The organism is Brevibacillus sp. FW306-2-1A-C05A (assembly GCF_058781555.1).
In genome coordinates, this window is the sequence record NZ_JBYSWV010000006.1 from 34,530 (window position 1) to 50,484 (window position 15,955).

General features: G+C 58.0%; 14 protein-coding genes. 13 read left to right on the forward strand and 1 reads right to left on the reverse strand.

The features are described from left to right. The first annotated feature begins 63 nt into the window (after positions 1-63). The 12 genes from AC3WJN_RS06855 (at position 64) to cysC (ending at position 10,772) form a co-directional block, all read left to right on the forward strand. On the forward strand, positions 64-513 hold the full coding sequence (locus AC3WJN_RS06855; protein WP_025843876.1) for a hypothetical protein: 450 nt from the start codon (positions 64-66) through the stop codon (positions 511-513). Between the two features lie 11 nt (positions 514-524). After that, on the forward strand, positions 525-794 hold the full coding sequence (locus AC3WJN_RS06860; RefSeq protein ID WP_005828395.1) for a hypothetical protein: 270 nt from the start codon (positions 525-527) through the stop codon (positions 792-794). 11 nt (positions 795-805) lie between these two features. Beyond that, positions 806-2,035, forward strand: a complete 1,230-nt coding sequence (locus tag AC3WJN_RS06865; RefSeq protein ID WP_005828396.1) for a glutathionylspermidine synthase family protein — start codon at positions 806-808, stop codon at positions 2,033-2,035. 21 nt (positions 2,036-2,056) lie between these two features. Continuing rightward, complete coding sequence (locus tag AC3WJN_RS06870; RefSeq protein WP_005828397.1) at positions 2,057-2,494, forward strand: DUF350 domain-containing protein; 438 nt, start codon at positions 2,057-2,059, stop codon at positions 2,492-2,494. A gap of 318 nt (positions 2,495-2,812) precedes the next feature. Beyond that, entirely contained in the window at positions 2,813-3,625 is an 813-nt protein-coding gene (locus AC3WJN_RS06875; protein WP_005828398.1) for a sirohydrochlorin chelatase, read from the forward strand. Then, positions 3,591-5,207 (forward strand): nitrite/sulfite reductase, encoded by a 1,617-nt coding sequence (locus tag AC3WJN_RS06880; RefSeq protein WP_005828399.1) that lies wholly within the window; start codon positions 3,591-3,593, stop codon positions 5,205-5,207. Before AC3WJN_RS06875 ends, AC3WJN_RS06880 begins: the two co-directional genes overlap by 35 nt. A 58-nt stretch (positions 5,208-5,265) precedes the next feature. Beyond that, positions 5,266-5,508, forward strand: coding sequence for a DUF3906 family protein (locus tag AC3WJN_RS06885; protein WP_005828400.1), 243 nt, complete (start codon positions 5,266-5,268; stop codon positions 5,506-5,508). Positions 5,509-5,559: 51 nt separating this feature from the next. Beyond that, the gene (gene cobA, locus AC3WJN_RS06890; RefSeq protein WP_005828401.1) at positions 5,560-7,074 is read left to right on the forward strand and encodes a uroporphyrinogen-III C-methyltransferase; all 1,515 of its coding nucleotides are present in this window, start codon (positions 5,560-5,562) and stop codon (positions 7,072-7,074) included. A 34-nt stretch (positions 7,075-7,108) separates the two neighbouring features. Then, the gene (gene cysP, locus AC3WJN_RS06895; protein WP_005828402.1) at positions 7,109-8,194 is read left to right on the forward strand and encodes a sulfate permease; all 1,086 of its coding nucleotides are present in this window, start codon (positions 7,109-7,111) and stop codon (positions 8,192-8,194) included. Next, complete coding sequence (locus AC3WJN_RS06900; RefSeq protein WP_005828403.1) at positions 8,191-8,907, forward strand: phosphoadenylyl-sulfate reductase; 717 nt, start codon at positions 8,191-8,193, stop codon at positions 8,905-8,907. Before cysP ends, AC3WJN_RS06900 begins: the two co-directional genes overlap by 4 nt. Before the next feature lie 45 nt (positions 8,908-8,952). After that, positions 8,953-10,095, forward strand: coding sequence for a sulfate adenylyltransferase (sat, locus tag AC3WJN_RS06905; protein ID WP_007778883.1), 1,143 nt, complete (start codon positions 8,953-8,955; stop codon positions 10,093-10,095). Positions 10,096-10,142: 47 nt separating this feature from the next. Continuing rightward, positions 10,143-10,772: an adenylyl-sulfate kinase gene (gene cysC / locus AC3WJN_RS06910; RefSeq protein ID WP_005828405.1), complete on the forward strand. Its 630-nt coding sequence runs from the start codon at positions 10,143-10,145 to the stop codon at positions 10,770-10,772. Positions 10,773-10,807: 35 nt separating this feature from the next. Here the strand turns inward: cysC and AC3WJN_RS06915 are convergent, their stop codons facing one another. Beyond that, positions 10,808-12,076 (reverse strand): hypothetical protein, encoded by a 1,269-nt coding sequence (locus AC3WJN_RS06915; RefSeq protein WP_007778871.1) that lies wholly within the window; start codon positions 12,074-12,076, stop codon positions 10,808-10,810. 166 nt (positions 12,077-12,242) lie between these two features. On the opposite strand from AC3WJN_RS06915, the gene AC3WJN_RS06920 reads away from it, so the two are divergent. Further along, a complete protein-coding gene (locus tag AC3WJN_RS06920; RefSeq protein ID WP_492329229.1) occupies positions 12,243-15,950 on the forward strand; it encodes a DNA translocase FtsK in 3,708 nt (1,235 codons plus the stop codon). Positions 15,951-15,955: the final 5 nt, after the last annotated feature.

Consider the following 15,955-nt stretch of genomic DNA (forward strand, 5'->3'; position numbering starts at 1 on the left):
AGCGCGTATAAAATGTTGCGTGTCGTGAAAGAAGCAGCATTTTCGTACAAACGGGGTGAAAAAATGGCCAGATTGGAATATCGGCTGCTGGATGAGGCGAACGGTTACCCGGTCTTGTTTTACTACGACCGGATCGACAAGGACGAAGTGTCCTTGCGCTTTGCCTGCGACTACCTGGTGAAAGGGCATGTCGTCTACGAGAAGACTTCCTGCGCGATTGAGCAGGGGACGTACGTGATCTACGTCCGGCATTCGACGGAGGAGACGGCTGTGGACTACGCGGAGAGGCCGTCCGTGCGCTGGGGGAGCATCCAGATCGAGATGCGGGAGTACCGCGAGAACACACGGCTTTACCCGCTCGTGCACACGTTTTCGTTCAAGGACGACGACGATGCTCTCTTGCACTTGCAAAGCGACTATTTGTACCTGAATGGACGCGAGTGGGAAAAAACATCGGCGGAAGTGGACGAAGATCGCCAGGTGTACATTTTCTACGCGCGGCCGGCAGGGTAGGAGGGAAGAGGATGGCACTGACAAAATCGGCCAAGGTCGTCGGCCTGTTCGTGGCTGCTACGATGGCCATCAGCGGCTGTTCGTCAGACTATGATGACGATTGCTACGACAGAGACAATGACGGCTATTGCGACGACGGAGGAAGCAGCTCGCGCGGCGGGTCGTCCACCTACTACGGAGGCGGCTCGTCGAAAAGCAAGTCGCAAGGCGTATCAAGCGGCATTAGCCCGAGCAGCTCCAAGGGCGGTATCGGCAGCTCCGGCGTGTCCAGCTCGGGGTGAGGCCAGTGGACGTGCGGAACCGAAGAGAAGCGCTGTACGCCCCTTTGCGTGAAGAAGGCATTTTTACATGGGATTGGATGTACGGCGAAGAGTACGCGCTGGCCGATCTGCACCTCATCCCGGCATCGTTTCGAGACGAGCTTGCGACGGCAACGGCTGCGCTGGGCCGGATTTTCACCAAAGTGACGCCTGTACTGCAGCAGGCAGACGACGCGCTCCTGCTCGAACTGGGAGTCCCGCAGCAAGCGCTGCAAACGGTCAGAACCGCCGTTTTGCCCAAGCTGCCTACGGCGATCGGGCGCTTTGATTTTGCCGAGACGCAAGCGGGGCTGAAAATGCTGGAGTGCAACAGCGACACGCCGACCGGGATCGTCGAAGCTTTTTACGTCAACGAGCACGCCTGCCGCTTTTTCGGAGTGAACAATCCGAATGCCGGCATGGACGTCCAGTTGCGCCACGCTTTTGCCAAGCTGCTGCAAGCTTACAGGGACATGGGCTATCCGGTAGAGCACGTCTGGTTCAGCTCGCTGGACTGGCACGAGGAAGACAAGGGCACCACGCTTTATTTAATGGAAAAGACGGAGATCGCTGCCCGGTTTGCGCCGCTGGAAAAGCTGCGCGTCTGGGAGGACGGACTGTACGTGCAGGACGGCGACAGCCTGCTTCCCGTCGATGTGCTGTACCGTTTGCATGCGCTGGAAAAGCTCGCAGACGAGCGGGACGAAGACGGCTACCCGACAGGCGAGCACGTCCTGGCGCTGATTGCGGACAGAAAGCTTGCGATCATCAATCCGCCGTCCGCGTTTTTGATCCAGACAAAGGCGCTGCAGGCGCTCATCTGGAACTTGCACGAGGCGGGCGAGTTTTTTACCGCAGAAGAGCATGCGACCATCGACGCCTACATGCTTCCGACCTATTTTGAAAACCGTTTTGCAGGGACAGAAGACTATGTAACCAAGCCCATTTTCGGCAGAGAAGGGGGCGGAGTGGCCCTGTTTGCGGCAGACGGCACTTTGGTGGAGAAAGACCAGGAGGAATTTTACTGGGAGCAGCCGATGATCTACCAAAAGCGGGTGGAGCTGCCCGAAATCACGGTGCAGACCGTGGCGGGTCCCTACGCCGGACGGCTGTTGTGGGGCTCCTTCTGGATTGGCGGGGAAGCATCCGCAATCGTGGCCCGGGTCGGAGGTCCGATTACAAACAACCTGTCGTATTACTTGCCAGTCGGCATGAAAGGATAGCGAAAAGGAGAGGGGCGCGGCATGATTACGCAATGGAGCTACATACTCAATTTTTTGGCCTATATGGCCGTGACAATTCCGATATTGGCAGTAGGTATTTTCGTGTTTACGTTTACGACTCCGTATAAGGAGTTCGCTCTCATCAAGGACGGGGCGCAGACAGACGACCCGAAAAAAATGGCGGCGGCCAAGGCGGCAGCACACGACCTGGGCGGAAAAATTATCGGGCTGGCAATCGTGCTCGCATCTGCTGTCTACCATTCGGTCAACCTGTGGGATTTGGTTGTATGGGGCCTGGTCGGCATGGTGTTTCAAGTCATCATTTTTTATTTGTTCGAGTGGGTGACGCCGTTCAAGGTCGTGTCTGAAATCCCGAACGGCAACGTGTCTGTAGGCATTTTCGCCTCCAGATTGAGCATTGCGGCAGGCTTGCTGATGGCTGCGCTCATCAGCTACTAGGAAAAAATGGGAATAACGAAGAAACAAGCTGTCGGTGCTGCCGGCAGCTTGTTTGACTGAATCGGATAGCGTAAACTTGCAAGAGCAAACAACCGATTCGGCAAGAACAACCTTTCGCTAAGACGTGGTCGCTCATCATTGAGCAGGATTCGATAGAGGTTTTCTTATCCAGCAAAACGAAAAGATGTGCAAATATATTTTCATCAAGATTTTTTTCAAGAAATAGGAATTGATTATTGACGGCGAAAAACATCCCCTTTATAATTCCGAGTAAACATATATGATTTACAAATTAGGTTTGGATAAGGGGTTTATCCGATGGCAAAAACAGCGGCTTTGGTAATCGCTCACGGTTCACCCGATCCCGACTGGCTGAGTCTCGTAGAGTCAGCCGTCAGGCAGTGCCAGAGCGAGCTGCCGACCCGGGTAGCGTATCTGGGGGGAGTAGAGGGGCGAAGCATCAGTGACGAATGGAAGCGTCTGGAGGCGTCCGGCGCGAAGCGGATCGTCGTAGTTCCCCTGTTTGCTTCGGCGGGGAGCAACCACGTGACAGAAATACGCGCGATGCTCGGACTGGAGCCGTGGCCCGCCTGGGAGACGGAGCAGGTGCGCATTCCGGTTCGCGCGCGGCTGCTCTGGTGTCCGCCGCTGGAAGATCATCCGCTGGTGGAGCAAATCGTAAGCCAGCGCATTCAGGAGCTGTCGAGCGATCCGCGCAAGGAAGCGCTGTTGCTCGTCGGCCACGGCAGCGATTTGCCGGGAGGCCAGGAGCGGTGGGAAAAGCTGTTGCGCCGGATGACGTTTCGCCTGCAAAACCGCTACGCCTTCCCCGCAGCCGGATATGCGACACTGCGGCCGGACACGTTGCGGGAACAAGCCCTGCTGCTTGCAGAAAAAGGAGATGTCCTCGTGCTGCCTCTGTTCGTCAGCCAGGGGTACTTCACCCGCAAGGCGATTCCGGCACGGCTGGCGGAGCTGCCGTACCGCTACAACGGCAGCGCGTACTTGCCTCACCCGCTGATTGCAGACTGGATTGGCCAATCCATTCGCACGGCACTTGTAACAGACCTCTTCACAAAAAGGAGCGTGTATGAGCATGGCAGAGAGAAAACAGTGGAAATGGGCAGATGATCCGTCCCTGAACAAAATGGAGCTGACCAAGCTGGAAAAAGACGGCCTGGACGTCATCGAAACAATCATCAATACCTACTCCAAAGAGGGCTTTGAATCGATTGAATCTTCTGATATGGACCGCTTCAAGTGGGCGGGAGTCTACCAGCAGCGTCCGAAAGACGGCCACTTCATGATGCGGGTGCGCATCCCCGGCGGAATCATGACCAGCGAGCAGGCGAGAGTGCTGGCGAAAATCGCCCAGGACTACGGCCGCGATCTCGTGGACGTGACGACGCGCCAGGCTGTCCAGTTTCACTGGCTGACGGTGGAGACGCTGGCCGATATTTTTGATCGGCTCGCTGCGGCCGGGCTTTCTTCGTTCGAAGCGTGCGGCGACTGTCCGCGGCAGATCATGGGCAATCCGCTGGCCGGAATCGATCCGCATGAAGTGCTGGATACACGTCCGATTGTGGCCGAGCTGGAAAAGTTTTTCCTGCTCAACCGCGACTTTTCCAACCTGCCGCGCAAATACAAGATGTCCATCTCCGCCAACGTCTACAACGCAGCCCACGCGCAAATCAACGACCTCGCCTTTACGCCCGCCAAAAAGCGCATCGCGGGCGAGGATGTAATCGGGTTCCACGTCTGGGTAGGCGGCGGCCTGTCGGCGAAGCCGTACTTGGCGAAGCAGCTTGACGTGTTCGTCCGGCCGGAAGAAGTCGTCAAGGTGGCAGCAGGCGTCACGACCTTGTTCCGCGACTTCGGCTATCGGCAGAAGCGGACGCATGCCCGCCTGAAATTTTTGGTGGCGGACTGGGGACCGGAAAAGTTCAAGGAAGAACTGGTCAAGCTGATCGGCGAGCTGGAAACGAGCGGAGAGGATTTGACGAAAGGCTGGAACGGCGGCTATTTTTACGGCTTGCACGAGCAGCGCCAGCCCGGCTACTACTATGCGGGACTGTCCGTTCCCGTCGGCCGGATGAACGCTGCCGAGCTGATCGAGCTGGCGCGCCTGGCCGATGAATACGGGGACGGCACGATCGGAGCCTGCAACACGCAAAACGTCCTCATTCGCAACATCGCCAAGGAAAAGGTGGCGGCATTCCGCGAAGAGCCGCTGATTGTGAACCGCTTCAAGCTAAAACCGAATACGTTTGTCGGCTATGCCGTCTCCTGCACAGGGACTGAGTATTGCAACCTGGCGATCGTGGAGACGAAAGAACGGATGCGCTCGCTCGCCCAATATTTGGACGACACCGTTGAACTGGATACGCCGCTGCGCATTCACATGATCGGCTGCCCGAACTCGTGCGGACAGCGGCAGATTGCCGATATCGGCCTGCAAGGGGCAAAAGTCAAGACGCCGGCCGGGATGGTCGAAGCGTTTGACATCCACGTTGGCGGCACGCTCGAAGAACCGCAATTCAACCGCAAGCTGAACGCGCGAGTGACCGTCGACAGGCTGGGAGCCTTCCTGGCGCAGTTGATTACGTTCTACAAGGAAGAGCGGTTGGAGGGCGAAGAGTACTGGCGCTACGTCGAGCGGGTCGGACTGGCACGCATCCAGGAGCAGGTCGACAGCATTTTGCAAACGGCGTAAAGAAGCCAAAGCCGGACAATAACCGATCACACCCGATCCAAGGAAATGAGGGACTACCATGGCAGAGGAACAAACCGAGAGCTACTTGTACAAACTGGAGGCCGTGCTCGAAGAAGGCCGACTCTTGACCGTGGTCGTGATTGCCAAAACGGACGAGCGCGCTTTTTCGTCCGCGGAAAACAATCTACTGCGGCACACCATCGCTCCGCCGAAAATCAAGGAGCTGAGCCTGGTGGAAAAGAAACCGCTCGGTCGGCAGGGAGTCGGCTACGTCGTCGAAACCTCCCGCTTCAGCCAGTAAGACGAAACAGCTTTTCGCGTTAGGGAAGGCAGCAAGGAGGACTGATCGAAAATGAACGCTGGCAGAGTCTTATTTGTAGGGGCTGGCCCTGGCGATCCGAAACTGCTCACCATTCGCGGGATGGAGGCGCTGCAAAAAGCCGACGTCGTCGTGTACGACCGACTGGCTAGCCCGCTGCTTCTCTCCCACGTCAAAAGGGACGCCCGGCTTGTTTACTGCGGCAAGGAAAGGGACCGCCACACACTGCCACAGGAAGAGATCAACCTCCTGTTGATTCGGGAAGCCAAGCGAGGAAAAACCGTGGTTCGCTTAAAAGGCGGGGACCCGAGCATGTTCGGGCGGGTAGGCGAGGAAGCGCAAATGTGCGTACAGCATGGCGTGCCGTACGAGATCGTGCCGGGGATCACCTCCGGCATGGCGGCCCCGCTGTATGCAGGGATTCCTTTAACCCACCGCGACTACAATTCCTCCGTTGCCTTTGTCACCGGGCATCTGTGCGACAAAAATGCCGGCAAGGAGCCGGACTGGGCAGCACTGGCGCGGATGGAGACGCTCGTCATTTACATGGGCGTGAAAAACTTGCCGCACATCCAGGCGCAGCTTTTGGCCTGCGGAAAAAGCGGGGATACCCCTGTCGCGCTCGTCAGATGGGGCACGGTAGGAGAGCAGCAGACATTGGTCGGGTCGCTTGCGACGATTGACCGCGATGTCGCCAAAGCGGGCTTTTCCGCGCCGGCCATCATCGTCGTGGGCGAGGTCGTCCGGCTGCGCGAGCAACTCAACTGGTACGAATCGCGGCCGCTGTTCGGACAACGGGTGGCGCTTGCGGCCATTCCCGGAGCAGGCGGCAGCGACGCACTGGCGGGCAGGCTGGAGCAGCTCGGTGCAGAAGTCATCGCGATTCCGCTCGTGAAGCGCCCTTTGCTCGCTGTGGATGCTGCTGAATTTCCCGAGGACCTCACGGCATATGGCTGGATCGTGCTCGACGATGCGCAGCAGGCGGAGGCTTTTTTGGCAGAGCTGGGCAGACGGCGGTTTGACCTGCGGCGGCTGACGAGCAAGCTCGCTGTGCGCGGGAAGCAGGCGGCTTTGTTTCTGGAGAGCAGAGGACTGTACCCGGAGCGCGTTTTCGATCACGCGGCCACTCCTGCGGCTATGAGCAGGGAGCTTGCGCGAAACGGCGGGGAGCGGATTTTGCATGTGCGCGCCAAATGCGGGAGTACTCCTGCCCAGTCAGCAGCAGAGTTCCTCCATCTGCCAGCGGGAGGCGTCCTGGAGTGGGAGGAGACACACCCGGTCGTTCCTTGGATGAAAAAGCTGGCGTTTGACTGGTTTGCTGCCGCTGACGGGGAAGTTTTGCCTGCCCTGGCGGATTTTGCAGGAGCGGGTTGGGAGAGTGTGCCGCTTTTTTGCGCCGATGCGAAGACGCAGGAGGTGGCGAGACAAATGGGGTGGCGCGTCGTCATCGCCGAAGACGTGGAGAGCTTGGCCCGAGGAATCCATTCGCGAGAGCAGGTCGCCAGCGCAGCATGCAAGCTGTACGGCACCCCTTCTTTTCTTACGTAACAACAGATTGGCATGAAAGGAGGTAGTGCTCTTCGTGGATTGGAGTTACGTCGCCATCGCCATCGCCTTGTTTTTCGCCATGAATATTGGAGCCAGCGGGACCGCAGCCTCGATGGGGGCCGCGTACGGCAGCGGGGCAGTCAAAAACAAGCTGCTCGCCATGCTGCTCGTAGCCGTAGCGGCCTTGCTCGGGGCAGTGCTGGGCGGCGGCGAGGTCGTCAAGACGATCAGCGGGGGGATCATCCCTGCGAATCTGCTGACGATCGAAGCCGTTGTGATCGTTCTCGCTTCGGCCACGCTGACGCTTTTTGGGGCGAATCTGCTCGGGATTCCGCTCTCGACCAGCGAGGTGACAGTGGGGGCGATCGTGGGCGTGGGCCTAGCCTATCAGTCTTTGTTTGTCGGGCACATCCTCGTCATCCTGTTTTTTTGGGTCGTGGTCCCGGTGGCTGCCTTTATCGGGGCCTACGGGGCAGGCAAGCTGATTCGCCGCGTGGAGCGGCGCTGGCCGTCCTTGCAAAAGCCAGGCTCCAAAGGAGAGCGCTGGCTGACCTTTTTGCTCGTCGCCTGCGGTGTGTATGAAGCTTTTTCAGCGGGGATGAACAACGTAGCCAACGCTGTCGGCCCGCTCGTGGGAGCCGGACTGATGTCGACCGAAAACGGCGTGTGGCTCGGCGGACTGGCCGTCGCTGTCGGCTGTCTGCTCTTGGGAGGAAGAGTGCTGGAAACGAACGGCAAGAAAATTACCACCCTGTCGCTTTTGCAAGGAAGCGCGGTATCGGCTACAGGCGGTACGCTCGTCATCATCGCTTCGCTGTTCGGGATTCCCGTGCCGCTGACTCAAGCCACGACTTGCGCCATTTTAGGCGTAGGCACGTCGGAGCGAGGCTTCGTCTTGTGGCAAAAAGGAATTATCAAGCAGATCATCATGGTCTGGATCGTCTCGCCAGTTTCTTCGCTGGTCGTTTCGTTCGCCTTTGTCCATCTGTTCCTGCGTTCGGATTTGTACACGCTGGTCGTGCTCGCCAGTGTTTTCGTGGCGACGCTCGGCTTCGTGGGGCTGATCCGGCTGATTCGCAGGGAAAGCAGTTCCATCAACGATCAAGGAGGGGGCATATGAGCCGTCTACACTACGACACGGCGACAGCCGAGCAGCTCGCTGCGATCAACAAAAGTCTCGCCAAGGGAGATACCGTGGATGTCATCAAGTGGGCCTACGAGACGTTTGCCGACGATTTGGTCTATTCGTGCAGCTTTGGGGCAGAAGCGATGGTGCTCATCGACATGATAAGCGATGTAAAAAAAGACGCTCGCGTCACTTTTCTGGACACCCATCTGCATTTTCCCGAGACGTACGAATTGATCGAGAAAGTGCGTGCGCGCTACCCCGACTTGCAATTGACGATCAAGGAGCCACAGCTTTCGCTCGCCGAGCAGGCAGCGGAATACGGCGACGAGCTGTGGACAACCCAGCCCGATCTGTGTTGCCATCTGCGCAAAGTACAGCCGATGGAAAGCGTGCTGAAAGGGACGGTAGCCTGGATGTCAGGGCTGCGCAGGGAGCAGTCCGCGACGAGGGCGGACGTCCAGTTTGTCAATCGCGACGAGAAGTTTCAGTCGCTGAAAATTTGTCCGCTGATCCACTGGAAGGCAGATGAGGTGTGGCAGTACATCCGCGTGTTTGAATTGCCGTACAATGCCTTGCACGATCAAAGCTATCCGAGCATCGGCTGCGCGCCGTGCACGCGTCCGGTCAAAGCGGGCGAGGACGAGCGGGCGGGCCGCTGGGCGCATTTGGGCAAGACCGAGTGCGGGCTGCATCTCGCCAAGTAAGCGTGGGAAAAGAGAACAACGGATATGGATGAGGAGGGCTTGAATGTGAGTGGTAGCATCCCGCATGGAAACGTACTGGTAAACCGTTTTGATCCGACTGCCGACCTGTCGCGCGCGACGGGCGATGTCGAGCTGGACGCTTTTGCGCTGTCAGACCTGGAGCTGATCGCCATTGGAGGGTACAGCCCGATTCGCGGCTTTTTGGATCGCCATGACTACACATCCGTCGTCGAGCGGATGAGACTCGCGGACGGCACCGTCTGGAGCATTCCGATTACGCTCCCTGTTCCGGCGACCGTGGCAGGCGCGCTTCAGCCAGGAGATACCGTGCGTCTGGTCTATCAGAAAGAGGTGTACGGCTTGCTGGAGATTTCCGACATTTACTCGCCGGACAAACGGCAGGAAGCCCGGCTCGTGTACGGCACGGATGACGAAAATCACCCTGGGGTGAAAAAGCTGCTGGGCCGCCCCGATATTTACCTCGGCGGGCCGATTACTTTGGTCAAACGGGCTGACAAAGGGCCGTTTGCCGACTACCACTTTGACCCTGCCGAGACGAGAGCCGCATTCGCCGAAAAAGGCTGGAAGACGATCGTCGGCTTCCAGACGCGCAATCCTGTGCATCGCGCCCATGAATACATCCAGAAATCGGCGCTGGAGATCGTCGACGGCCTGTTTTTGAATCCGCTCGTCGGTGAGACGAAGGCAGATGACATCCCGGCCGATGTGCGGATGAACAGCTATCAGGTGCTTCTGGAAAAATACTACCCGGCTGATCGGGTCAAGCTGGCCGTCTTCCCTGCCGCCATGCGCTACGCCGGGCCGCGCGAAGCGATTTTCCACGCCTTGGTGCGCAAAAACTACGGCTGCACCCACTTTATCGTCGGCAGAGATCACGCGGGCGTCGGCAACTATTACGGTACATACGACGCGCAGCACATTTTCCGCCAGTTCCAGCCCGAAGAACTGGGGATCACGCCGCTGTTTTTTGAGAACAGCTTTTACTGCTCGACCTGCGGCAATATGGCATCAGCGAAAACGTGCCCGCACGGTTCAGAACATCATGTGGCGCTGTCGGGTACGAAGGTGCGGGAAATGCTGGCGCGCGGCGAAGCGCCGCCTCCTGAGTTCAGCCGTCCGGAAGTAGCGCGCGTGCTGATCGAAGGACTGCGGCCGATCTCGGTGTAACCGAGAAGGATGGAGTTTTTTTCAGGAAAAGAGAAAGGGGGACGCTCATGGCAAAGGAAGGAGTTGCCCACATCGTTTGGCATCCGACGACGGTGACGAAAGCAGATCGGCAGAGGCGGGCAGGGCACAAAAGCTGCGTCCTGTGGTTCACGGGGCTGTCTGGCGCCGGAAAATCGACGTTGGCCAATGCGGTTGAGCAGGAGCTGCATCAGCGGGGCCTGGCCAGCTACGTGCTCGACGGCGACAACATCCGCCACGGCTTGAACAAAGGGCTTGGCTTCGGAGAAGAAGACCGCAAAGAGAACATTCGCCGCATCGGCGAGGTAGCCAAACTGTTCGTGGATGCAGGCGTGATTGTGTTGACGGCATTCATTTCGCCCTATCGTTCGGATCGCGAACTGGCGCGCAGTCTGGTAGAGGCGGGAGAGTTTATCGAGGTGTACGTCAAATGCCCGCTGGAAGAGTGCGAGCGCCGGGACGTGAAGGGACTGTACGAAAAGGCGCGGCGCGGGGAAATCGGGCAGTTTACGGGAATCTCCGCTCCGTATGAGGAGCCGCTGCAGCCGGAGATTGTGGTGGAGAGCAGTGAACAGACGATTGAAGAGTCGGTTGCTGCCGTTCTGGCCTATCTGGAACAGGCGGGAATCCTCACCTATGAGAAAAAGCACGACGCGTAAATGCGCCGTGCTTTTTGTTTTGGCTGTGGATGGAATTAAGGGGTGGTTGTTTCCAATTCTTCCGCCCACTCGGCTTCCAGTTCTTTTTGCCATTTGAGATCGTCCAGCATGCTTTGCGCGAAGAGGCGCATGAAGCCTTTGTCGCTGAAGTTGTTGATCGCTTTTTCGTCTTTGTACAAGTCTTCTGCTGTCAGGCCAGCGTCTTTTGCCGGAACGTCGTACTTGGTCGCTTTTCCGAAGTTGTATGCGTATTGATCGGCGAACAGACCGATTGTCAGCGGTTGTTTCATTTCAGGCGCCTGGAAGGTTACGCTCAGGTCGCTCTTTTGGTGCACAGGCATTTTGTTTTTGTCTACGTAGAAGTCGAGGTTCCAAGCGAGGTTGTGGAAGCCTTCTTTTTTCATTTCTTCTACGATTTTTTCAGGCGTGTACACTTTGCCTGTTTCGTCCAGCCATGCTTTTGCTTCTTTCAAGCCTTCGGTGATGGTTGCTTCGGCGTTGGCGCGTTTTTCTGCCTCGGTCGTTTTGCCCATTTCCGGATACATTTCTTCGGTCAGGGAGTTGGTCAGAACCATCATGTCGATTGCGAACGCTTTTACGTCCTGGCTCGCTACCGCGTCGTTGGCTGTGAAGAAGAACATTTTCACCAGTTCTTTGGCGTCGATCTTCACCGTTACGTGAGTCGCTTCTACTTTTTCGCCGTTAGGCAGCGTGACGGTTTCGATGCCGAGGTTTTTCGCGTCAGCCAGCTTGTAGCCGTACTTGCCCACGTATTTTTTGATGAAGTCCAGCGTCAACTGGTTCATTTTGTCCTGGTATTCTTTCAGCTTGGCAGGGTTCACCTTGTCGTTTCCGTTCACGCCAGTGAGAGCGCCGGAAGCGTTCGCGTCGATCAGCAAGTATTTGCTGTCGAGCGGAGATTTTACGAATACTTTGTCATCGCTGACTACCAGCTCGACGGACGCTTTTTTGTCGCCAGTCCAGAGCTTGTTGTCGCGCAGTACCTTGTCGTCGTTCACTTCAAACTGAACCTTCGCATTTTTCAGATCGAGCTGGGATCCTTTTACAGTCACGCCCGCTTTCATGGCAGACAAGATCGCTTGTCCCTGTTTGTCCGGTGTCGCTTCCCCGAAAGCTTCCGGCAATTTGTCTACGTCGCCTGTCAGCTTCAAGGTTCCTTGGAAATCGTAGTTTGGTTTATCAATGGATGCCACGATAGAATCGCGCACCAGTGAAGCTTCACCAGCACATCCTGTCAGTACCAGCATCCCCGCGAGCAGCAGGGCGCTCCCCTTTTTCCACATGTGTGTTCCTCCCCTATGTATTTGTTTTTGTTCCCTCTATCTATTACGTCCAAAGAAAGAAAAGGTTTCGCAAATACGGAAAAAAATCACAATCGGCCTAAATCGCCGCTTGTTTCATGGTAAGATGAGAGGGAATAGATGGTTAGCAAAGAAAGGACGTTGCAGCATGTGGTTGTGGCTTCAAAAGCTGATGAAATTTTTTCAGGGCGAAGAAGAGCATGAAGAGACAGTGGAAGGGCGTCCAGCGGCAAGTCCCCCTGCAAGCCCCGCACCCCGTCAGCCCCAGGCGAAGACAAAAAGCATTTACCCGAAAGAACGGGTGAATAATCGCAATATAGACGATGTGCGTCCGCGCAGGGAGCGCCAGTTTCGCTTTCCTGTCGTGCCGGACGACTATTTGGAGAACAGGCGAAAAGAAAGAAGGAACCAGCAGGCAGCAGACGACGCCGTGCGCGCCCAGTCGGCTGCGCGCGAGCGGGGAGCGAGTGCGCGGGACACGCTTCGTCCGCGCGATGAACAGGTGCCGGAAAAGCAGGCGGAGACATTCGCAGACAGAAAGCCGGCTGTCTCTGCCGAGCACAAGCGCGACAGCCATCGTTGGCAGCCAGCCAGACAGACGGAAAGCGCGCAGCGCACTTCGCTGACGCCGCAGGAAAAGAAGGCGTACCGCCCGTCGGAGATCGTCTCGCCTGTTTACGGCAAGATCACCCCGTCTACACGCGAGGCGGAGCACCGCATCCACACAACAGGGGGAGTGGTGTATCCGCGACTGGAGCAGGAAGAGCATCTGCAGCAGATCAAGCAGTGGGAACAGGAAATTAGCGAGCGGTATTTTCCTGAGCAGAAAACGGTGGCGCAGGATAGGGAGACTGACGGAAATGCCAGCGGCGGCAAATCCGTCATTGAGATGGATGGAAAAGCGGAGAGCGGCAACGGGCAGGCGGATCGTACCGCCCGGTCGTTTGAGCGGCAAGCGGACGTGGTGGCGGAAGCCGAAGCGCAAGCGGCCGCTGCGGCAGTTGTGGAATCAGAGCAAGATGCGTTGGACAAGCCTGCGGTGCAGTTCCGGGAGTTGGGGGGCGCAGAGCAGGAGCGTGTCCGCCTGCGGCAAGAAGCGGAGTCGCTTGCGGTTGGGGAGACAGGAGTTGTGGAAGGAGAAAGTCGTGTCTTTGTGCAGGATAGGGCTGTTACGGAAAAGCTGTATGGGCGCGCAGAGCGCGTAGAGGTAGAAGAAGTGAAAACGGGTGAAGCCGTGTCAGCCAAGGGTGAGGAACCAGCGCTTCAAGGTGGCAGTGTGGCAGGCGCAACAAGTGGAGCGAGGGCCGCGGCCGATTTTGGCAGCGCGAGTGAGCAGTGTGGCGAAGTAGTGGGTGGTTTGGAAAATGGGGCCGAGTTGCTGGAAGGAGAAGCAATGGCAGCGGCCGGAGTGATAGGTGTGACGGGAGCCGCGGCAACTGGTGGAGCGATGGAGGCAGTGGGAGCAGTGGAAACTGCTGGAGCTGCGGAGACTGCTGGAGCAGTCGGGACAGTTGGCGCAGCGGAAACTGCTGGAGCTGCCGGAACAGTTGGCGCAACGGGAACTGCTGGTGCAACAGAAACAGTTGGCGCAGCGGACGACGTTGGCGAACCGGAAACAACCGGGGCAGCGCAAATAGCCAGATCGACCGAAACGGTTGGAGCATCCGAAATAACGGAAGCAGTTGAAGCAGCGGCAGAAGCAGCGGCAGAAACAGCGAAAGAACCCGAAGCGACTGTGGAAATGGTCCCTGAGCTGCACGAAGCGGAAGCAAGTGGGGAGACTTCCCCTCTCATAGCACCCGAGTCCCCGCTGGGGGCACGACGAGAAGCGGCACTCCCATCGCGGCCAGAGCAGCAAGCAGAGCAACCAAACGATTCGGAGCGACCAACCTATCCGGAGCTGCCGAGCCAAGCCGCAACACAGCAAATGCTGGTCGCAGCGCTTGGCGACGTTGTGCGCACTGGGATCGAGGAAGGCATAACGGCTGCCTACGAGCGCATTCAGGAAGGCGAAGCCGCCCAACCTGCTGTTCCGTCCGGCGGCAGCGACACGGTCCGGCCAATCAACAGCGACAATGTGCCCGTTTCCGCTGAAGAAGAAAAGCAGGCGCCAGCCTACACATACGACGTCAATCGCCTGCTGGCGCGGGCCATGCCGGATGCCGAGGTGGAAGCTTCTGCTGCGGCGCAGGCGGCGAGTTCGGTTTCCGAGGCTGCTGCCCCAGACGCTTTGCAGGCACAGATCGCAAGGCTGTTACCGCCAGTGACCGAACTGCCAAGCGCCGGGCAAAAAGATGAGGGCACAGCGCAGCCAGCGCCTGGATTGGTGACGCCAAGTGCGCCAGGTACAGCAAGTACTCCAAGCGCCCCAGGTGCGGCAACCACCCCATCCCCCGGCCCTCACTCTCAGCCGCAGCCACCAGCCGCAGCGGATAGCCAGGAGCCGCCGTATTGCCTGCCGACGCTTGCGCTGCTCAATCCGAGCCCGCCGATAAGCGATGACGACGATGAGCATACGCAACTGCAAAAGCTGCTTTTGGAAGAGACTTTATCCAACTTCAACGTCAGCGCGAGCGTCGTCGGCATCGTCAAAGGCCCGTCTGTCACGCGCTTCGAGCTGCAGCCGGCCCCAGGGGTGAAGGTGAACAAAATTACCAGTCTGATCGACGACATCAAGCTGAATCTGGCAGCCAAGGACATTCGCATCGAGGCGCCGATTCCAGGCCGCAACGCCATCGGGATCGAGGTGCCGAACTTGGCGAGCCGGCCCGTGCTGATCGAGAAAATCATCGGCTCGGAAAAATTTCAGCAGCATCCATCGCCATTGGCCGTGGCGCTTGGCATGGACATCGGCGGCGAGCCGATTATTGCCGATATCAAAAAAATGCCGCACGGCCTGATCGCAGGCTCGACCGGATCGGGGAAAAGCGTCTGCATCAACTCGATCATTGTCAGCCTGCTGTACAAGGCGACGCCGGAGCAAGTCAGACTGCTGTTGATCGACCCGAAAATGGTCGAGCTGGCACCGTACAACCATTTGCCGCATCTGGTGACGCCTGTGGTGACGGAGGCCAAGCAGGCGACAGCGGCGCTGAAATGGGCCGTCGAGGAAATGGAAAAGCGCTACGCTTTGTTCGTCGACGCAGGTGTGCGGGATATTGACCGCTACAACCAGACGACAGACGACCAGTTGCCGTATATCGTCATCATCATCGACGAGCTGGCAGACCTGATGATGGTTTCTCCGCAAGACGTGGAGGACTGCATCATCCGGATCGCGCAAAAGGCACGCGCCTGCGGCATTCACTTGTTGCTCGCGACCCAGCGCCCGTCCGTGGACGTCATCACGGGCAATATCAAGGCAAACGTGCCGACGCGCCTGGCGTTTGCCGTATTCTCCCAGGTCGACTCGCGCACGATTCTCGACCAGTCCGGGGCAGAACGATTGCTGGGCAGAGGGGACATGCTGTTTCTGGAGAGCGGCACGACGCCTGTGCGCTTGCAGGGCAACTTTGTTTCCGACGACGAGATCGAAAGAATTACGCAGACGATCAAGAAGCAGCGAAAGCCGGCGTACCTTTTCAGCAAGGAAGACCTGGAGCAGCAGGTGCAATCCTACGATGTGGGCGACGATCCGCTGTACATGGAGGCGCTCCTGTTTGTGGCGGAACAAGGCCAGGCTTCGGCATCTGGACTGCAGCGCCGCTTCCGGGTCGGCTACAACCGCGCAGCGCGCCTGATCGAAATGATGGAGGCAGACGGCTACGTCGCCGGACAGAGCGGAGGCAAGGCGCGGGCGGTGCTCATCACGCGCGAGGACGCGCAAGCAGTGGTGGACGGCTCGACTTTGCTGTAAAGAAG